Genomic DNA, 18,409 nt, shown 5'->3' on the forward strand with positions numbered 1-18,409 from the left:
GAGAGCCTTACTATTTCCCCTGAAAAATGATATCGGTAAAATATGAATTTTCATAAAATGAGAAGTTGGATCTGGCCCAAGAAATGTTGAGGCAAGACCAAAGATGGCAGGATGTGACCTCATGCCCGCCTTGATCCCCGGGAATTTCCATACCACCGCCATGGCCATTCTGCCCCACGAGCAGGCAGAGCCAGCCCTGGAACTGGCCCTTTCTTTGGATATCCCCTTCTGGCCCCAATTGCCCCATCTGAGTTATTACGAAGATATGTATGTCCAGGCGGCGGAACATTTTCCCGGCATCCTGCTCTTTCCGGAGGAAAACCGCATCAGGTTCGATACGGAAAAATTTTTCGAGGACCTGCCCCAGCTTTTGGAACATTGGGACGACCTGGCGTATTTCGACATCTCCCCACAATATTCCGTGGTGTATCACCGCTTTCTGGAACTGGACCTCAGTGGCTATATCGCCATCCGCGGCCAGTTGGAAGGCCCAATCAGCTTCGGCTTGAAGATCCTGGATGAAAACGACCGGCCGGTAATCTTCAATGATGAAGTGCGGCCCATCCTGATGGACTTCATGGCCCGACGGGTTCAATCCCAGCTCAACCGCCTCAAGGCCAAACATCCCCGGGCCTTTATGTTCATCGACGAGCCGGGTCTGCAATTCATCTTCAGCTCCGTCTCGGGCTACCCGGACATGCGGGCCAAAGACGACCTGGATCGGTTCCTGGCCCAGATCGAGCGGCCTCGGGGCATCCACCTGTGCGGTAATCCGGATTGGGAATTTCTCCTCAACCGGGATTTAGATATCCTGTCCATGGACATTTACACCAACGCCGAGGTCTTCCAGTGCTACGGCAAAGCCATTCGCCGGTTTATAGAACGGGGCGGGGTCTTGGCTTGGGGTTTGATTCCCACCGGCTGTGAGCCCTTCACCCAGGAGTCCCAGGACCATCTCATCGCCCACTTAGAGAGCCTCTGGCCAGCCCTCATCAATGCGGGTATTGACCGGGACCAGCTCTTGGCCCAAAGTCTGATCAGCCCCGCCACCTGCTGTCTCATCAACCCGGACCGGGAAAAGACCGTGACTGAGGCCTATGCCTGGCTCCGGGAGGTGTCTCACCGCCTGCGGGACAAGTATCATTTGGAGTAAGAACATTCAAGAAGGGCACCACCTTGATAAGACTTTTGGGCAGTAATTCATGAGCCCTTGGCTCACCCGAAGCGTATGAAAAGCAATCACTTTGCGACTTTGCGTGAGGATTTTTCTCTCCGCCAAGGCGCCAAGAACGCTAAGAATCATTGACTAACTTTTCGGAACAGTCGCTCATGAGCCTTAGGCTCTCTCAAAACCATGAAACCCCGGCGGGGCGGGCATCCCCGCCCGCCACTCTACTTTGAACTTTCAACCTTGAACCTTGAACTTTTCCAAGCAGAGGTCTTTATTGGCCCCGGCCGGAATTTTCGGGAAAGTGTTGGTCAGGACCACCCCATCATGACTGAGCGGCAAACCCCGGCTATCGTGCTGACAGTGCGGGAATACGGCGAGGCGGACCTCCTGGTGACCTTTCTCACCCCAGAGCGCGGTCCCCTCACCGGCATCGCCAAGCACGCCCGAAAAAGCCGCCGCCGCTTCGCCCATTGCCTGGAGCCCTTGAGCCGGGTGGTGTTTTTCCTGTCTCCTAAGCCTGCCCGGGATCTGGAATTCCTCCAGAAGGGGGAACTGGTCAGGTCGTTCCCGTCCCTGCGCCGGGACCTGAAGCGCCTGGGCGCGGCCGCGCTGCTCTCTGAGGTAGCGGGCCTCCTGGCGGGTCCCCCGGATGCCCTCCAGGAGATTTTCGCCACCCTGGAAGACGCCCTGGCCCTCCTGGAACAAGGCGAGCCCCCCGATTCGCTGCTGCCTGCTTTTATGCTCCACCTCATGGGTTTGGGGGGTTACCGGCCCCGCCTTCACCACTGCGGGGGCTGCGGCGCCGAACCGGAGGCGCCCCTGGCCTTCAGCCTTCCCAAAGGCGGCATATTCTGCGGGGCGTGTCGCGGAAAGGCCCCCGGGCCCTTGCTGTCCTTGAACCCCGGCACCTGGAAACTCCTGCGCCTGGCCCAAGACCTGCCGCGGCACAAACTTTTGCGCCTGCGCTTTCCCCCCCAACAGCGGGACCAAAGCCTGGTGATCTTCAGGGCCTTTCTCCGTTACCATTTAGGGAAGAACCTGAAGTCCTGGTCTTTTTGGGAAAAAGTCATCCGCCCCACGGGTAACAAGGGGCTCAATTCCGGCCACACTGACAAGATTTCCTCACCAGAAGGTGAATCGCATGGGTAAACATTTGGTGCTGGTGGGCGGGGGACACGCCCACCTGACCTGTTTGAAGCAGCTGAAATATTACGTGGATCGAGGCCACCGGGTGACCTTGATCAGCCCTGCCGCCCACCACTACTATTCCGGCATGGGACCCGGGATGTTGGGAGGCACGTACTCACCCCGGGAGATTCGCTTTAACATCAGAAAGATGGCCGAATCAGCCGGAGGGGAATTTATCTCCGGAACCGTAACTCGCATAAGCTGCCCAGGCCGCGTCCTGCACCTGGACTCTGGTCAGGAAATCACTTTCGATGTAGTTTCTCTTAACACCGGCAGTTCCGTGCCCCTGAATTCGGTAACCGTTACGGACTGCAAGAACGTCTTCCCGGTCAAGCCCATCATTAATCTGCTAAAAGCCCGGCAGACCATTCTGGATCTCCGGCGTGATAAAAAACTTCGCATCCTGGTAGTGGGAGGGGGACCGGCGGGTCTGGAAATCGCCGGTAATACCTGGAAGCTGATCCATGAGCAGGGCGGCGATCAGATAACCCTGCTGGCGGGAACACAACTCCTGGGCAATTTCCCTGAAAAGGTTCGCAGGTTGGCTTTCCGGTCCTTTCAGGCTCGCACCATCGAGATTATCGAGGGGACTCACCTGAGCGCCCTGGAAAGTGACTCTGCCAGGTTGGTCGATGGTCGCCAGCTTCCCTTCGACGTGGCGCTGCTGGCCCTGGGGGTAAAGCCGGCCCCATTGTTTTCCGATTCCGGGCTGGCCATAGGCCGTGACGGCGGTATGTTGGTCAATGAGTATTTGCACGCCGTCGACCACCCCACCATTTTTGGCGGCGGCGACTGCATCAGCTTCCAAGGCAGACCCCTTGATAAGGTTGGGGTTTATGCCGTGCGCCAGAACCCTGTCTTGTTTCACAACCTCCTGGCGTCCCTGGAAGGGCAGAGCCTTATGCCTTTTCATCCCCAAGACGACTATCTGCTCATTTTCAATCTGGGCGACGGCCGGGGAATCTTCCGCAGGAAAAGCTGGGTGTGGAATGGCCGCCTGGCATTTATTCTGAAAGATTATATCGACCGAAAATTCATGCGAAAATTTCAGATATCCGGTGAGCTCCAAGAATCTGATGCGGACAATGAACCTTAATCTGGCTTTTATCAGAAATTTCCCCTCATAAAGCGGTAAGCCGGCGTCTTCCTAACGCTTGCCACGGCCCGGAACCGCCCTTATCTTTAGGGCAAATCCGGACATATGCCGGTCAGGCGTATCCAGCCCGCCATGCTAGGACAGAAGGAACTCCTGCCTTTCCCTGGCCGCTTACGATTTCACTGAGGAGGCACCCATATGCCACTGAAAAAACGGTTACAAGGCAAACGCGTCGCCATTTTTGCCGAAGATCTCTATGAAGACCTGGAACTCTGGTACCCCCTGCTGCGGCTTAAAGAGGAGGGGGCCGAAACCGTGGTGGTGGGGCCTGGCGACGCGAAGGAACACCACGGCAAGTATGGTTATCCCGTTACCGTGGATAAAGGCATCCAGGAGGTGGACGTGGAGCAGTTCGACGCCGTGGTCATCCCGGGAGGATACGCCCCGGACCGTATGCGCCGCCATGCCGCCATGGTGGCCTTTGTCCGGGAGATGGCCAACCATGGCAAAGTTGTGGCGGCCATCTGCCATGGGGGCTGGATGTTGGCCTCCGCCGAAGTGGTGTCAGGAAAAACCGTCACCTCCTTCTTTGCCATCAAGGATGACCTGGTCCATGCCGGGGCTCTCTATAAGGACGCCGAGGTCGTCGTGGACGGCAATCTCATCACCTCCCGGAAGCCTGCCGACCTGCCGGCCTTTCTCGCTGCCATCATCGCCGCCCTGGGAGGCGAGGTGCGCTGCCCCACATGCCAGACGGTGCTGCACCACGGCCAACCCTGGGACTAGTGGGACATGTCTGGGACAGGCCATGGGACAGGGGTTGAGGGGTGTTTCGGTAATGACTTTATTATGTAACTAAATCAGCCTGATACCCAATTCGCATTTCTGGCCTGGAACTTGCATTTCTTACCTCCACCAGAGCTTGAAGCACCCTTGATTTCAAGACTGGAAATCACGTGGAAAAGCCCGGGGAGATAAGGTTTCCATCTCTCACGGTTCCGGTGGAACGATGGATGGAAGCAAAAGAACCCTTGGCTCACAGCTGGCCTCCAAAGGCCGAGGTGCGGAAGATGAGCGGTTGAATCGAGCCCTGGTGACCGGGTTGATGCTGGAAGTGATCCTGGAAACCTCCGCCCTTCAGGGCGACCCCCACAACCGCCGCAGCCTGGTGAAGACCCGCCTGAAAAACATCCTGGTGACCCATCTGGCGGGGCGGGTCACCCTGCAGCGCTTTCACCATCTGCTCCGTGAGGTGGACCATTGTGTCCCGCGATATTATCCTCTGATCACCTCCAGCGCCACCCAAGTCCCCGGTCCCATCGCTATAGAGATTCCAGAAAATTTATCCCGGACTGCGCCCGCTGCTCCGGCCCATCGGGTGCTCCGGGAAGACGTTCTCAAAGCCTGGCTTGAGGCCGAAATCCGTAAACTCCTGCCCCAGCGGTCTCACCGCAAGCTCGGCGTAAAACGCCTTCTAGACTTTCTGCAACGTACCCAGGGCAACTGGTTCCGGCTCAAGGATTTTGAACTACACTTCGGGGTGGATCGCAAAACCGCCTGGGAGTATCTCCAAAAATTCCTCTCTGCCGGGCTGCTGCGCCACAACCAGGAACGCTCCGCGGCGGTCCGTTACGCCCTGGCCACCCGATTCCTGGTGGTCCTGGCCGACTCCCTGGCGCCTAAGGTCATAGAGGCCCTGCCGGACCTGCCTTTAAAGCAGGCGGATCAGGTCTGCGACTGGCTGATAGCCACCGGCGGCGAACCCTTTGGGGAAGCCGAATGGCATGTCCATCTTAAGGGCTCCCGGTGCAGCCAGATCATTGCCACCCTCCGGACCTCGGGCCTGTTGGAAGAAGTGAGCCCCGGGGGGCTCAACCAAAGGTTTCAGTTGGCGCGCCACTGGCTCCAGGACTAAGCCCCGGCCTTACTCCCCTCAGCCTCTCAAGGTTTCTTCTCAAAATTGCAAACATGTTTGACCCTCGGCGTGACTTTGTGCTATCTTTAGCGAATGTCTATGAGGGAGGAGTACAGGATTACATGATCCGTGACGTTGAACATGAAACTATGCCCCGGGAGGACCTGGAAACCTTACAGCTCAAGCGCCTGCAAGCCGTGGTGGAACGGGTCTACCATCTGGTGCCCTTTTATCGCCGGCGTATGGATGAGCTGGGGGTCAAGCCGGAACACATCCGCACCCTGGAAGATATTCGCCTTTTACCTTTCACCGCCAAGCAAGACCTGCGAGACAATTATCCCTTTGGCATGTTTGCGGCTCCGATGGACCAGATTGTCCGCATTCACGCCTCATCCGGCACCACCGGCAAGCCTACCCCCGTCGCCTATACCCAGCGGGACCTGGAGACCTGGTCCGAGCTGATGGCCCGGGCTTTGGCGGCTGCAGGCGCCCATCGCGGCGATATCATCCATGTCGCTTACGGTTATGGCCTTTTTACCGGGGGGTTGGGGGCTCATTACGGGGCCGAGCGCCTGGGCGCGGCGGTTATCCCCGTGTCGGGCGGCCAGACTCGGCGCCAGATTATGCTCATCCAGGACTTTGGTCCCACCGTCATCTGCTGCACCCCGTCTTTCGCCCTCTATCTGGCGGAGGTGGGTCAGGAAATGGGGGTTGACTTCGCCAAGACCAAGCTCCGGGTGGGGGTCTTCGGGGCCGAACCCTGGACCGAGGGTATGCGCCAGGAAATCGAAAAGCGCCTCCACCTCGACGCCGTGGACATTTACGGCCTGTCCGAGATCCTGGGGCCGGGAGTCGCCATCGAGTGCATCGAAGCCAAACAGGGGCTACACATATTTGAAGACCACTTCATGCCGGAAGTTATCAACCCTGCCACCATGGAAGCTGTCCCGAACGGCGACTTGGGCGAATTGGTCATCACCACCCTCACCAAAGAGGCCTTCCCGTTGTTGCGTTATCGCACCCGGGACATCACCTCGCTGAATTTCGCCCCCTGTAAATGCGGCCGGACCATGGCTCGCATTAACCGATTCCAGGGGCGCAGCGACGATATGCTCATCATCCGGGGAGTTAATGTCTTCCCGTCCCAGATCGAGTCCGTACTCATGGAGACCCCGGGCGTGGCGCCTCATTACCAGCTCATCGTCGACCGGGAGGGGATGTTGGACACCCTGGAAGTCCAGGTGGAAGTGGATGAAGCCACCTTCTCCGACGAAGTCAAACAAATGCAGGCCCTGGCTCAAAGCATCCAGAGGCAGATCAAGGATTACTTCACCGTTTCCGTCAAGGTGAAATTGGTGGAGCCTCGGACCATCCCCCGGAGTGAAGGCAAGGCCAAGCGGGTCATTGACAATCGCAAATTATAAAAAACCCGGATCGGTTAGGCGGCAAATCCCTGGCCGCCTTCTTTCAAAAATTCAAGGTTCAGCGTAGATAAGGGAGCCACACCATGAAAGTGGAGCAAATCTCGGTATTTTTGGAGAACAAGGCCGGCCGTTTGGCGGAAGTCACCCGGGTTCTGGGCGAAGCCGGGATCAACATCCGGGCGCTGTCTTTGGCCGACACCACTGATTTCGGCATCCTGCGGCTCATCGTCGACCAATACGACCGGGCCCGGGAAATCCTGAAAGACAAAGGCTTCACCGTGGGCAAGACGGAAGTGGTCGCGGTGGAGGTGCCGGACCGTCCCGGAGGGCTGGGGCTCGTCCTCCAGATCCTGGCCGGGGCCGGCGTCAACGTGGAATACATGTACGCCTTTGTCCAGCACAGCGGTAAGAACGCGGTTATCATTTTCCGTTTTGACAATCTGGACCAGGCCATCGAGTTACTCCAGAAAGAAGGTATTCACATCTATAAGGGTGAGGAAGTATATCGGTTATAAACCATTGGGGAGGGTGAGCTTATGAAAACAAAGACAATTCTGGTTGGTGTTACTCTGGCCCTGGCGAGTTTGGGTCTGATCTTCCTGGGCTGCGGCGGTTCCCAGAAGTCGGCGCCTTATGTAGTCGGCGGCATCTTTTCCATCAGCGGCCCGGCCTCGTATCTCGGGGAGCCCGAACGGAATTCCATGGAGATGGTGGCAGAGGCAGTCAACGCCAAGGGGGGGATTAACGGCCACCCCTTGAAACTGGTGATTTATGACGACGAAGGCGATGTGACCAAGGCCCGCCTCCATGCCACCAAGCTGGCCCAGGACAAAGATGTCCTGGCCGTCATCGGCCCCAGCCTCACCCATACCTCCATGGCCGCCCTGGAAATCACCCAGAAGGCCAAAGTGCCTATGATTTCATGTGCTGCCGGCATCGGCATCACCGCTCCGGCCAAAGACCGCGTCTGGGTCTTCAAGACCGCCCAAACGGACCAGATGGCGGTAGACCGTATTTATCAATACCTGCAAAAGCAAAATCTTAATCAGGTGGCCATCCTCACCGTATCCACCGGTTTCGGGGTCTCAGGTAAAGAGCAACTTTTAGCCCTGGCGCCTAAGTACGGTATCCAGGTGGTGGCCCAGGAAGTCTTCGGCGAAAAAGACACCGACATGACCCCCCAACTCACCAAGCTCCGGGGCACTCCGGCCCAAGTGGTGATCTGTTGGGGCACCGGCCCGGCCCCGGCCCTGGTGGCCAAGAATATGAAACAGTTGGGGATTACCTTGCCCTTGATCCAGAGCCACGGCGCGGCCTCGAAGAAATTCATCGAGCTGGCCGGGGACGCGGGCGAAGGGATCATCATGCCCGCCGGCAAACTGGTGGTCTGGCAGCAGTTGCCCGATACCGATCCGCAGAAGGCCGTGTGTAAGGAATATGCCGAGAAGTATACAGCCAAGTTCAAAGCTCCGGAATCCAGTTTCGGAGGCTATGCCTATGACGCGATTCGGATGATGGATCAGACGTTGACCAAGGCCGGCAATGACCGGGACAAAATCCGCGCTGAGATTGAAGGCCTCAAAAACTTCGTGGGCATCAGCGGGATTTTCAACATGAGTCCCGAAGACCACAACGGTCTAACCCCGGCGGCGTTTGTCATGGTAAAGATCCACAGCGGCGGTTTCCAACTGATAGATTAGTAATCAGTGGCCAGTTGTCAGTTGTCAGCCTCTCTCCAGGTCTCCTGGCGCTGAAGCTGACAACTGGCTCTGGAAAGCAAGTTATTAATTCAATCCGTTTCAGAGGCTGGTAGTGTAAATGCGCATTCCTGCCGGCCATGTAAATCAGTTTTTACACTGGCCACTGACCACTGACCACTGATCATGGAGACCCTTGCCGATCTGCTGCAATATCTCATCTCCGGGGTGACCAACGGCGCGATTTACGCCCTCATCGCCTTGGGCTTCGGCATCATCTACAATACCACCACCATCATCAACTTCGCCCAGGGCGAGATGGTGATGTTGGGCGCCTTGTGCGCCATCAGCATTTATCAGGTGACCCCTTCCCTGCCCCTGGCCTTCGGCGGCGCGGTTATCCTGGTGACCTGCGTGGGCCTGGTGTTCGAGCGGTTGGCCCTGCGCCCGGTCAAGGACCCCAGCCCCATCACCCTGATCATCATCACAGTGGGCGGCGCCGTCTTGATCAAAGGTGTGGCCATGCTCCTGTGGGGCAAAGATGCCTACACCCTGCCGCCGTTTTCCGGCAATGCCCCCATCCACCTGGGTCCCGCCACCATCCTGCCCCAAAACCTCTGGGTGCTGGGAATTACTGCGGTCATGGTCGCGGCCCTGGAGGCCTTCTTTCGCCTCACTTTGGTGGGCAAAGCCATGCGCGCCTGCGCCTATAACACTCGGGCCGCCCGCCTGGTGGGGATCGCCGCCGGCCGCATGGTCCAACTCTCCTTCGGGCTCAGTGCGGCCCTGGGAGCCGGCGCCGGCATTCTCATCGCCCCCCTTACCCTGGGGGTCTATGACATGGGCGCCATGTTGGGCCTCAAGGGCTTTTCCGCCGCCATTATTGGGGGCCTCGGCAGCCTGGCGGGCGGCGTCCTGGGCGGCCTGGTCCTGGGCGTGGCCGAGGCCCTGGCCACCGGGTTCATCTCCTCCGGCTACCGGGATGCGGTGGCCTTCCTCCTGCTCCTGCTGGTCCTGTTCCTGCGTCCCCAGGGGCTGGTGGGAGGACGAAAATGACCCTGCCCCGGTTCGCCAACCGCTGGTTTCTCTTTGCCCTGGTGGTCCTGGCTATCGTCATTTTTATGGATGACGATTACTACTACACCCTCCTCAACTTTATCGGCATCTACACCCTGTTGGTGGTGGGGCTCAACCTGCTTTTGGGCTACGCCGGCCAGATCTCCCTGGGGCACGCGGCGTTTTTCGGCCTGGGGGCCTATACTTCCGGCATCCTCACCGCCACCTACGGGGTCAACCCCTGGCTGGCCCTGATGGCGGGCCTGGTGGTCTCTGGCACTTCTGCTTATTTGATCGGCATCCCGGCCTTGAAACTTAAGGGCTATTACCTGGCCATGGCTACTTTGGGCTTTGGCATCATCGTCTACATTTTTCTCAATGAGGCCCACAACCTCACCGGAGGACCTTCGGGCCTGCACGGGATTCCCTCGCTGGCCCTGGGCGGCTTTGTCCTTGACACCCCCCGGCGCCTCTATCTCTTGATCTGGATTATTTTAGGCGTGATCCTCGCCCTCAGCGCCAATCTCATGAACTCCCGCACCGGCCGGGCCATCCGGGCGCTTCATGACAGCGAGGCCGGGGCCGAGTCCCTGGGGGTAGACACCTTTCGCATGAAGCTCAAGATTTTCGTCTGGAGCGCCCTCTACGCTTCCCTGGCCGGCAGCCTCTACGCCCACACCTTGAACTTTATTGCGCCATCTTCCTTCGGCTTTATGTTCTCCATCAAGCTGGTGACCATGGTGGTCTTAGGCGGCATGGCTAGCATCTGGGGCTCGCTTTTGGGGGCCGGAGTGCTCACGGTGCTCCCTGAGATGCTCACGGTCTTCCATGATTTTGAAGCGGTGATTTTCGGGGCGATCCTCATGGTGGTGATGATCTTCCTGCCCCGGGGCCTGGTGCGGGGCATCCTGGACCTGTACGAATTCCGGCGCTACAAGCGGCAAGGAGGGAATCTTGTTGGAAACAAGTGATCAGTGGTCAGTAATCAGTAATCAGTGCAAAGCCCGCGATCACCTACAACCACTGATTACTGATTACTTTTGTCTCTGTTCTTTCACTGATTACTGTTTACTGGTTACTGATCACTGATTACTTTTGTCTCTGTTTTTTATTTATTATGAACTTGCCACCAGACCAATCCATATTGGCACTGCAAAACGTCAGCCTGGCCTTCGGCGGCCTTCAGGCCGTGGAGCAGGTAAGCTTTGACGTGCACAAAGGCGCCATCAAGGCAGTCATCGGCCCCAACGGCGCGGGCAAGACCACCCTGTTCAACCTGGTGACGGGCTTTCTGGCCCCTCAGCAGGGGCGCATTGTCTATCAGGGCAAGGAAATCCAGGGACTCCCGGCCCATCGCATCGCCAGGCAGGGGATCGCCCGCACCTTTCAACTGGTGCAGCTCTTTAATCATTTGACAGTCCTGGAAAATGTTATGGTGGGGCGCCACCGTCTGAGCCGCTCCGGCCTCCTGGCCGGAGCCTTGCAGTTCCCCTGGACCCGGACCGAAGAAAGGCTGATCCGGTCTAAGGCCATGGAGGCCCTGGAGTTCGTGGGGCTGAGCGACCGGGCCCAACAGCCCGCCGCAATTCTTCCCCTGGGACTCAAGCGCATGCTGGAAATCGCCCGGGCCCTGGCTGCGGCCCCTGACTTACTCCTCCTGGATGAACCGGCTTCGGGGCTGGACGCGGTGGAAACCGAGCGTCTGAAAGACCTGATCCTTAACCTGCGGGACCAGGGCATCACCATCCTCCTGGTGGAGCACGATATGGGCCTCACCATGGAGGTAGCGGATGAAATCGCGGTCCTCAACTACGGCAAACTCATCGCCAACGGCCCACCCCGGGTCATTCAGAAAAACCCGGAGGTGATTGCCGCGTATCTTGGTACTGATTGGCAGGGATAAGGACAGGTTTTAGGTTCTGGGATAGAAAAGTTTTTGGTGGCCCAGGCGTCTCGCCTGTGCTGGACTGGACATTGTCTCCGGTTAATGCAGGGCGGGCACTGCCTGCCAGCATCGGGTGATTCTGATGCTATAGGGAGCGGTACGATGTCTCAAATAATCCTTTCTTTTCTATTTGCAGTTTTGGGTGCAGCTTTTGGAACAGTATTTACCTTGTTTATAGAAAAGAAGAGACTGCCGAAAATCGAGATTATTGCCGTAGATAGGGCAAACGCTGATCATACATACGAGTCTGGGCCTCACAAAGGAGAACGCTGGAAATTTTTTAGACTCGCTGTTATTAACAAGAAAATAACTCCTTTTTTCAGTTGGTTAGTTATTAGGCAAACTGCTGAAAATTGCAGAGTAACAATTAATATAAAGGGTATGGATAATCCAATTGATATCTCCTTTAAGGGTCGATGGGCATCTACTCCGGAAATTCCGCATTTAGGTCAAAATGCCGTTCTTAAATTGTTTGAACCTGATCCCGTAACCATACCTGAAGATCATGAAGAATTTTTGGATGTAATTGTTAAATATGAAAACGATAAAGAAGGATATGGTTGGAATAATGAGGCATATTTCCATGATTGGAGGACGCCTCATTATAAACTTAATCCTGGAAGGTATCAGGTGCAAATCAAAATTAATACTCAAAATGGTATATCTTTTTTGAAAATATTTTTATTAACAGTTGGAGAAAGAATTGAGGATACTCGCTTAAGTTAATTACATAAAAGATGCTAAAAATACGTAACCTCTCCGCCTACTACGGCTCTGTCAGAGCACTCAGCGGCGTGACCTGCCACATCCGGGAAGGCGAGATCGTCACCCTGATTGGGGCCAACGGCGCGGGCAAGACCACCTTGCTCAACGCCGTCTGCGGACTGGTGCGCCGAGACGGTGACCTGGAGTTTTCCGGGCATTCGTTAAAGGGTATGGCGCCCGAAGAGATCGTGGGATTGGGCATCTCCCAGGTGCCGGAAGGCCGGCAGCTTTTCGCGCCAATGACTGTGGCGGAAAATCTGGAACTGGGGGCCTATCGCCGCTACCGCAAAGAGTCCAAGGCCGCTATCCAGGCAGACCTGGAAAGAATCTATCAGCTCTTTCCCCGCTTAAAGGATCGCTTGACGCAGAAGGCCGGGACCATGAGCGGCGGCGAGCAGCAGATGCTGGCCATCGGCCGGGCCCTCATGGCCCGTCCCCGGCTGCTGCTGCTGGATGAGCCCTCTTTAGGCCTGGCCCCCATCGTGGTAGAGGACATCCTGGCCCGGTTGAGCCAGTTGCGCGCTGAGGGCATGACCATTCTCCTGGTGGAGCAGAACGCCCGGGTGGCGCTCAAGGTGGCCGACCGGGCCTATGTCCTGGAAACCGGCCGCATCATCTTAAGCGGTACAGCCGCCGACCTGCTCCAGGACCGCCAGGTGACCCGGGCCTACCTGGGCCGGGACTACAAAGATTTCACCGAAGGGAGGTAAGGCACATGCGCCATCCGGAAATTGAGGCCATGATCCGCGGGGAATTGGAACTGCTCCAACTGGAGCGCCTCCAGAGCACCCTCACCCGGGCTTACCGCCAGGTGAAGTTCTACCGCCGCCAGTTCGACCGCTTAGGGTTGAACCTCGACGGTATCCGCAGCTTGAGTGATCTGACCCGGCTTCCCTGCACCACCCGGGAAGACCTGTCGGAGAACTACCCTTACGGCCTGTTCGCCGTGCCGCTCAGGGACATCGTCCGTATCCTCTCCTCCCCCGGCACCACGGAGAAGCCCCTGGTAGTAGGCTACGCCGCCCAGGACATCAAGCTCTGGCTGGAGTTGCTGGCTCGCCTTTACACCGCCGCGGACATCACCCGGGAAGACATCTTACAAATCATCCTGCCTCAAGGGTTGGCCAACTGGCGCCGGGACCTCCAGGCCGGGGCCGAATACCTGGGAGCCTCGGTGATCCCGCCGGCCACCCTCAATTTTGCCAAAGAACTCATGGTGATGCGGGATTACAAGACCTCGGTCCTGGTCACCACGCCCCCTGTGGCCAGGCACCTTTTGACGGTAATGGCCCGCATGGACCTGACCCCGGCGGAGCTGAGCCTGAAAAAGGCCCTATTGGTGGCGTCCCCGCTGCCTGAGGCGGTGCGCCGGGAGATCGAGGCGGGGTTCCAGGTCACCTGCGCTACGGCCTATGGCATCACGGAAGTAATGGGTCCGGGTCTGGCCTTCAGTTGCGGAGCCGATGGCGGCCTCCACTTTTCCGAGGACCATTTCTACCCGGAGATCATCGATCCCGAAACCGGCGCGCCAGTCCCGCCCGGCACCCAAGGGGAACTGGTGATCACCACCTTAAGCACCGTGGCCTTCCCCTTGGTCCGTTTCCGCAGCGGCGACCGCACTTCCCTCATTCAGGAACCCTGCGCCTGCGGCCGCACCCTGGTGCGCCTGGGCGAGATCGCCGGACGTACGGACCCCATTTTCTCTGTGGGCGGCATCAAGGTGCATCCGGATCAGATCGGCGCCCTGCTCGCCGAAGCCCTCCAGGGCCACCCGCCGAAATTCTCATACCGGGTGGTGTCTGAGGAAGGCCTGGAGATTTTAGATATCGAACTGACCGTGGAAGAAGTGTTTTTCTCCGACGAAATCAAGGCTCTGGAATGCCTGTGCCGCCGGGCCCGGCGTCATCTGGCGGACCACCTGGGCATTAACGCCCGGATAATTCTGAAGGAGGAAGCGGCCCGATAGGGGCCAACGGATCACATTTCTATTTTTTTTTTGTCGGAAATGGCCTATAAGAAAAAAATAAGGAGGATGTGCAGATGGTGAAGTTGAGCAGAATCTTAATAGTAGCGGGTTTGGCTATTACCCTATTAACTGCCGGACTGGCCTGGAGTGCGCCCGAGCCCATCAAGATCGGCACCGTGCTCCGTTTGTCCATCGGCGCTGAACATGGCACCCCCTCTCGCCGGGGCGTGGAGATGGCGGTGGCCGAATTCAATAAAGCCGGCGGCATCAATGGCCGGCCGGTGGAACTCATTGTGGAAGATGAGAAAGACTCCCCAGCCGCCGCGGTGAACGCGGTGCAAAAACTCATTAACGTCGACAAAGTGGTGGCCATTGTCGGCCCCATGACTTCCGGCGGCATGATGGCCGCCGGCAAAACCGCCAACGAGGCCAAGGTAGTGGAAATCAGCCCCACCGCCACCACCCCTAAGCTCAGCGGCTACGGTGATTACATTTACCGAGGCTGTTCCCGCATCGACAAGCAGGCCCAGGTCCTGTCCGATTACGTGGTGAAAAACTGGAAGCCCAAGACCGTGGCCATTTTTTTCTCCAATGAACCCTATGGCAAGGGGTGCGCCGACCTCTTCACCAAATTCTTTGAAAAGAACGGCATCAAGGTGGTGGCCACGGAGTCTTTCATGCGGGGGTCCCGGGATTTCAAGGCCCAGCTCACCAAGATCATGGCCACCAACCCCGATTTCTTGTTCATCCCGGGTTATACCCCGGAAACCGCCCCCGCCGCGGCCCAGGCCCGGCAGTTGGGTATGAAACAGAAGATCTTGGGAGTCTACGGGGATATGGACCCGGTTTACATACAATTGGCCGGACCAGGGGCCGAGGGCCATGTCATCGGGGGCGAGTATGACGAAAACTATGACACCCCCAAAAATAAGGCTTTTAAAAAGAATTACGAAGAGTTGGTGAAGAAAAACAATGATCCCTATAACATCATGTTCGCGGCCCTCCATTACGATGCCACTTCCATGCTCCTGGATGGCATGAAGAAAGATGGGCCTACCGCTGACGGGATCAAAAAATTCTTAGACAACGTGAAGGACTATGACGGCGTTACCGGCAAGCTGTCGTTTAATAAAGAGCACGATGTGGTGCGGGCCGGGACGGAAGGGGTTTATATCCTGGAAGTCAAAGATGGCAAATACGTGATCGTGAAGTAATAACGGCGGTTCGTTATTTCTTGACAGGAAAGGCAGGGCGGGCGAACCCCCCCTGCCTCTATTTTTGCAGTTTAAACATCAAACAGGTCTTTGACCAAGACAGATGGCAAGAATATTAATCGGTTATTGCAGTTACCGAAAACAGAAAACGGCTATTTCTCCACCAGTAAAACCTTATGATTGATCAGATTGAGGCTGTGGATTTCGGCCTTCAAAATCTTCTGTTCGCCGAAAATATTGACTAACCTGACGTTGTCGCCATCGGGTTCGACGACGTCCACATCCTTCAAGATCAGTTCTTCCTGGCCGTTTTTCAACAGGTACGCGGTCGCTTCACACATGGTCGATGATCTCCTTTAACTTCTCACTTACGATCTTGTCCACCAGGTGGGGAAGAGGCTCGGGCATCAGGCCGACGATCTCCACCGCTTCCTGGGTAAGGGGCAATAAAATCTTCCGGGCCGGGGCCGAGGCAATGGCTTCGGCGATTTTGGGGGTCACTTCCCCCATCATAGCGTTGGCCAGCACAATGGAGAGGCAACCCAGAATCACGTCGGCCCCGGCCACTGTCCGGACAATGGCGTTTTCGCCGCTGGCGCCCCGGTTGGCCCTGGCCTTCATCATTTGGGCGGTGGCCACGGCGTTGGTCCCCAGCGCGATGACTTCGTGCTCCTCCCGGTATACCTCTTTCAGGCGTTTAATCAGCGCGGCGCCGATGCCGCCTCCCTGCCCGTCGATGACGCAGATGCGCACGTTATTCGTCCTTATTCCAAGCCGAATTTTTCTCTGAGACGGTGAAACACGATTTCCGGCACCATGCCTTCGATATTCCCGCCATGCACCGCGGCTTCCTTAAGGATGCTGGAACTTAAGAAGACCCAGCGCAGGCCGGTCATGAGAAATACCGTTTCAATTTCGGGCTCCAGCCGGCGGTTCATCATGGCCAGTTGAAACTCGTATTCGAAATCGGTGACTGCCCTGAGGCCCCGCAGGATGGCCCTGGCTTTCTGACCCCGGGCGTAATTGACCAACAGGCCGTCAAAGGTATCAATGGAGACCATGGGGTAATCCGCCAGGGATATTCGGATCATTTCCATGCGCTCCTCGATGGTGAAGAGGGACTTTTTAAAGGCGTTGGTGGCCACGGCCACGATGATCCGGTCAAAGACCTTTAAAGCCCGCTGGATGAGGTCCAGATGGCCATTGGTAATAGGATCGAATGAGCCGGGATAGACTGCGATATCGGGCATCAGTTACTCATGCTCCTGTTGGGCTGATTCTTCCAGCAGATAGAAAGCCACCTGGGTATCGCCGTAGCGCCGCACTTCTGTGCGCCTCAGACGACCGCTCTCTTCCGGCAGGGTGTCCCTCCGGCTGTGCTCCACCACGACGGAGGCCTCGGTTGAGAGCAGATTAAGTTCGGCCAGGGCGTCCAAAGCCGCCGGAGCCTTGCCGCCGCCGTAGGGCGGGTCCAGGAAGACCAGGCCGAAGCGGTCACCTTGAGCCGCCAATTTTTTTAAGGCTGTGGTCACCGGCAGGGGCCAGACCCTGGTTTGTCCTGGCAATCCCAAATCTTCCAGATTGCGGCGCAACGCCTTGACGGCCTCGGGGTGATCCTCCACAAATACCGCAGCAGAGGCTCCCCGGCTCATGGCCTCGATCCCCAGGGCGCCGGTGCCGGCAAACAGGTCCAGCACCCTCACGCCGACAACCGCAGGCCCCAGGATATTGAACACCGCCTCCCGGACTTTGGCGGACGTGGGCCGGGTCCTGCCTTTTACCGGGGCCAGCCGGCGGCCTTTGAATACGCCGGCGATGATGCGCATTGATGCTCCTTCGGAGCAGTCAGGTTTCAGGTTTCAGGTGCCAGGTTTCAGAATTTAGAATGAGCTGAATCAGGTTTATCTTTACTAACACCTGGAACCTGACACCTGAAACCTGCTACTTCCTCAAATAATCCCGAATCAAAATCTCGGCTATCTGCACCGCGTTGGTGGCAGCGCCCTTGCGCAGGTTGTCGGCGACCACCCAGAAGTTCAGACCATTGTCGATGGTGAAGTCTTCCCGGATGCGCCCCACCAGGGTGAGGTCTTGGCCCGCGGCGTCTATAGGCATGGGGTACTTGTTGCGCAGCGGATCATCCACCACCTTCACCCCCGGCGCTTTGGCCAAAATATCCCTGGCTTCCGCAGGGGTAAGCTTGCTCGCGGTCTCGATATTCACCGCTTCCGAGTGCCCATAGAACACCGGCACCCTGACCGTGGTGGCCGTCACCGCGATGCTGTCATCCCCCATGATCTTCGTGGTCTCGTTGGCCATCTTCATTTCTTCCTTGGTGTAGCCGTTCTCCAGGAAAACGTCGATGTGGGGAAGACAGTTGAAAGCAATGCGGTGGGGATAGACCTTAGGCTTGGCATCCTGGCAGGTTATCAGGGCACGCACCTGCTCCGCCAACTCATCCACCGCCTTTTGGCCGGTGCCGGACACCGCCTGATAGGTGGATACTACCACCCGTTTGATCTGAGCGGCATCGTGCAGGGGCTTCAACGCCACCACCATCTGGATGGTGGAGCAGTTGGGGTTGGCGATAATGCCGGTTTTGGTGTAGAGGCCGATATCCTGAGGATTGACCTCCGGGACCACCAGGGGGACGTCCGGGTCCATACGCCAGGCGCTGGAGTTGTCCACCACCACCGCGCCGGCCCGGGCGGCAATGGGGCCGTATTCCTTGCTGATGCTGCCTCCGGCGGAGAACAGGGCGATCTCCACGCCGGTAAAAGAATCTGCTGACAGCACTCGGACCGCAATTTCCTTGCCTTTGAAAGACACAGCGCGGCCTACGGAGCGCTCCGACGCCAACGGAATCAGCTCGGCTACCGGGAAATTTCTCTCCTCCAAACAGGCCACCATCTGCTGCCCCACCGCACCGGTGGCCCCTACTACCGCGACCTTATATGTGCCACTCATAACTA

20 protein-coding genes are annotated in these 18,409 nt (G+C 57.5%); 15 read left to right on the top strand and 5 right to left on the bottom strand.

Annotation, left to right across the window (positions count from 1 at the left end; translation table 11 throughout):
• Positions 1-121 precede the first annotated feature (121 nt).
• The 15 genes from WC600_15260 (at position 122) to WC600_15330 (ending at position 15,437) form a co-directional block, all read left to right on the top strand.
• On the top strand, positions 122-1,153 hold the full coding sequence (locus tag WC600_15260; protein ID MFA4904089.1) for a hypothetical protein: 1,032 nt from the start codon (positions 122-124) through the stop codon (positions 1,151-1,153).
• 342 nt (positions 1,154-1,495) lie between these two features.
• Complete coding sequence (gene recO / locus WC600_15265) at positions 1,496-2,320, top strand: DNA repair protein RecO (protein MFA4904090.1); 825 nt, start codon at positions 1,496-1,498, stop codon at positions 2,318-2,320.
• Positions 2,313-3,455 (top strand): FAD-dependent oxidoreductase, encoded by a 1,143-nt coding sequence (locus WC600_15270; GenBank protein MFA4904091.1) that lies wholly within the window; start codon positions 2,313-2,315, stop codon positions 3,453-3,455. Before recO ends, WC600_15270 begins: the two co-directional genes overlap by 8 nt.
• Positions 3,456-3,653: 198 nt before the next feature.
• Positions 3,654-4,241: a type 1 glutamine amidotransferase domain-containing protein gene (locus WC600_15275; protein ID MFA4904092.1), complete on the top strand. Its 588-nt coding sequence runs from the start codon at positions 3,654-3,656 to the stop codon at positions 4,239-4,241.
• 223 nt (positions 4,242-4,464) lie between these two features.
• On the top strand, positions 4,465-5,370 hold the full coding sequence (locus WC600_15280) for a hypothetical protein (GenBank protein MFA4904093.1): 906 nt from the start codon (positions 4,465-4,467) through the stop codon (positions 5,368-5,370).
• Positions 5,371-5,492: 122 nt separating this feature from the next.
• Positions 5,493-6,794: a phenylacetate--CoA ligase gene (locus tag WC600_15285; protein MFA4904094.1), complete on the top strand. Its 1,302-nt coding sequence runs from the start codon at positions 5,493-5,495 to the stop codon at positions 6,792-6,794.
• A gap of 83 nt (positions 6,795-6,877) precedes the next feature.
• Entirely contained in the window at positions 6,878-7,309 is a 432-nt protein-coding gene (locus tag WC600_15290) for an ACT domain-containing protein (GenBank protein MFA4904095.1), read from the top strand.
• Positions 7,310-7,330: 21 nt separating this feature from the next.
• The gene (locus WC600_15295; GenBank protein ID MFA4904096.1) at positions 7,331-8,494 is read left to right on the top strand and encodes an ABC transporter substrate-binding protein; all 1,164 of its coding nucleotides are present in this window, start codon (positions 7,331-7,333) and stop codon (positions 8,492-8,494) included.
• Positions 8,495-8,677: 183 nt separating this feature from the next.
• Positions 8,678-9,547, top strand: a complete 870-nt coding sequence (locus WC600_15300; GenBank protein MFA4904097.1) for a branched-chain amino acid ABC transporter permease — start codon at positions 8,678-8,680, stop codon at positions 9,545-9,547.
• Complete coding sequence (locus WC600_15305) at positions 9,544-10,518, top strand: branched-chain amino acid ABC transporter permease (protein ID MFA4904098.1); 975 nt, start codon at positions 9,544-9,546, stop codon at positions 10,516-10,518. Before WC600_15300 ends, WC600_15305 begins: the two co-directional genes overlap by 4 nt.
• Before the next feature lie 173 nt (positions 10,519-10,691).
• Positions 10,692-11,450 (top strand): ABC transporter ATP-binding protein, encoded by a 759-nt coding sequence (locus WC600_15310; GenBank protein ID MFA4904099.1) that lies wholly within the window; start codon positions 10,692-10,694, stop codon positions 11,448-11,450.
• A gap of 144 nt (positions 11,451-11,594) precedes the next feature.
• The gene (locus WC600_15315; GenBank protein MFA4904100.1) at positions 11,595-12,218 is read left to right on the top strand and encodes a hypothetical protein; all 624 of its coding nucleotides are present in this window, start codon (positions 11,595-11,597) and stop codon (positions 12,216-12,218) included.
• A gap of 11 nt (positions 12,219-12,229) precedes the next feature.
• Positions 12,230-12,967, top strand: a complete 738-nt coding sequence (locus WC600_15320; protein ID MFA4904101.1) for an ABC transporter ATP-binding protein — start codon at positions 12,230-12,232, stop codon at positions 12,965-12,967.
• 5 nt (positions 12,968-12,972) lie between these two features.
• Positions 12,973-14,223: an AMP-binding protein gene (locus tag WC600_15325; GenBank protein MFA4904102.1), complete on the top strand. Its 1,251-nt coding sequence runs from the start codon at positions 12,973-12,975 to the stop codon at positions 14,221-14,223.
• Between the two features lie 74 nt (positions 14,224-14,297).
• Positions 14,298-15,437, top strand: coding sequence for an ABC transporter substrate-binding protein (locus WC600_15330; protein MFA4904103.1), 1,140 nt, complete (start codon positions 14,298-14,300; stop codon positions 15,435-15,437).
• A 152-nt stretch (positions 15,438-15,589) separates the two neighbouring features.
• On the opposite strand, the gene WC600_15335 is transcribed toward WC600_15330, so the two are convergent.
• The 5 genes from WC600_15335 to WC600_15355 form a co-directional block, all read right to left on the bottom strand.
• Positions 15,590-15,778 (bottom strand): CooT family nickel-binding protein, encoded by a 189-nt coding sequence (locus WC600_15335; GenBank protein MFA4904104.1) that lies wholly within the window; start codon positions 15,776-15,778, stop codon positions 15,590-15,592.
• Positions 15,771-16,190 carry a DUF3842 family protein gene (locus WC600_15340; protein MFA4904105.1) on the bottom strand — a complete coding sequence of 140 codons (420 nt, stop codon included), beginning with the start codon at positions 16,188-16,190 and terminating at the stop codon, positions 15,771-15,773. The genes WC600_15335 and WC600_15340 overlap by 8 nt, the downstream gene beginning before the upstream one ends.
• An 11-nt stretch (positions 16,191-16,201) precedes the next feature.
• Positions 16,202-16,687: a pantetheine-phosphate adenylyltransferase gene (gene coaD / locus WC600_15345; GenBank protein ID MFA4904106.1), complete on the bottom strand. Its 486-nt coding sequence runs from the start codon at positions 16,685-16,687 to the stop codon at positions 16,202-16,204.
• A 3-nt stretch (positions 16,688-16,690) separates the two neighbouring features.
• Positions 16,691-17,293, bottom strand: a complete 603-nt coding sequence (rsmD, locus tag WC600_15350) for a 16S rRNA (guanine(966)-N(2))-methyltransferase RsmD (protein MFA4904107.1) — start codon at positions 17,291-17,293, stop codon at positions 16,691-16,693.
• Positions 17,294-17,378: 85 nt separating this feature from the next.
• Positions 17,379-18,404 carry an aspartate-semialdehyde dehydrogenase gene (locus WC600_15355; GenBank protein ID MFA4904108.1) on the bottom strand — a complete coding sequence of 342 codons (1,026 nt, stop codon included), beginning with the start codon at positions 18,402-18,404 and terminating at the stop codon, positions 17,379-17,381.
• Positions 18,405-18,409 lie beyond the last annotated feature (5 nt).

The sequence above is a fragment of the Desulfobaccales bacterium genome (genome assembly GCA_041648175.1).
Taxonomy (GTDB): domain Bacteria; phylum Desulfobacterota; class Desulfobaccia; order Desulfobaccales; family 0-14-0-80-60-11; genus 0-14-0-80-60-11.

What these genes read in the sequence shown, in the direction of transcription:
- WC600_15270 (MFA4904091.1), top strand. Translation starts at nt 2,313, where the DNA reads ATGGGTAAACATTTGGTGCTGGTGGGCGGGGGACACGCCCACCTGACC.
- WC600_15290 (MFA4904095.1), top strand. Translation starts at nt 6,878, where the DNA reads ATGAAAGTGGAGCAAATCTCGGTATTTTTGGAGAACAAGGCCGGCCGT.
- WC600_15300 (MFA4904097.1), top strand. Translation starts at nt 8,678, where the DNA reads ATGGAGACCCTTGCCGATCTGCTGCAATATCTCATCTCCGGGGTGACC.
- WC600_15275 (MFA4904092.1), top strand. Translation starts at nt 3,654, where the DNA reads ATGCCACTGAAAAAACGGTTACAAGGCAAACGCGTCGCCATTTTTGCC.
- WC600_15305 (MFA4904098.1), top strand. Translation starts at nt 9,544, where the DNA reads ATGACCCTGCCCCGGTTCGCCAACCGCTGGTTTCTCTTTGCCCTGGTG.
- WC600_15315 (MFA4904100.1), top strand. Translation starts at nt 11,595, where the DNA reads ATGTCTCAAATAATCCTTTCTTTTCTATTTGCAGTTTTGGGTGCAGCT.
- WC600_15355 (MFA4904108.1), bottom strand. Translation starts at nt 18,404, where the DNA reads ATGAGTGGCACATATAAGGTCGCGGTAGTAGGGGCCACCGGTGCGGTG.
- WC600_15320 (MFA4904101.1), top strand. Translation starts at nt 12,230, where the DNA reads ATGCTAAAAATACGTAACCTCTCCGCCTACTACGGCTCTGTCAGAGCA.
- WC600_15285 (MFA4904094.1), top strand. Translation starts at nt 5,493, where the DNA reads ATGATCCGTGACGTTGAACATGAAACTATGCCCCGGGAGGACCTGGAA.
- WC600_15260 (MFA4904089.1), top strand. Translation starts at nt 122, where the DNA reads ATGCCCGCCTTGATCCCCGGGAATTTCCATACCACCGCCATGGCCATT.
- coaD (MFA4904106.1), bottom strand. Translation starts at nt 16,687, where the DNA reads ATGCCCGATATCGCAGTCTATCCCGGCTCATTCGATCCTATTACCAAT.
- WC600_15280 (MFA4904093.1), top strand. Translation starts at nt 4,465, where the DNA reads ATGGATGGAAGCAAAAGAACCCTTGGCTCACAGCTGGCCTCCAAAGGC.
- WC600_15335 (MFA4904104.1), bottom strand. Translation starts at nt 15,778, where the DNA reads ATGTGTGAAGCGACCGCGTACCTGTTGAAAAACGGCCAGGAAGAACTG.
- recO (MFA4904090.1), top strand. Translation starts at nt 1,496, where the DNA reads ATGACTGAGCGGCAAACCCCGGCTATCGTGCTGACAGTGCGGGAATAC.
- WC600_15325 (MFA4904102.1), top strand. Translation starts at nt 12,973, where the DNA reads ATGCGCCATCCGGAAATTGAGGCCATGATCCGCGGGGAATTGGAACTG.
- WC600_15295 (MFA4904096.1), top strand. Translation starts at nt 7,331, where the DNA reads ATGAAAACAAAGACAATTCTGGTTGGTGTTACTCTGGCCCTGGCGAGT.
- WC600_15330 (MFA4904103.1), top strand. Translation starts at nt 14,298, where the DNA reads ATGGTGAAGTTGAGCAGAATCTTAATAGTAGCGGGTTTGGCTATTACC.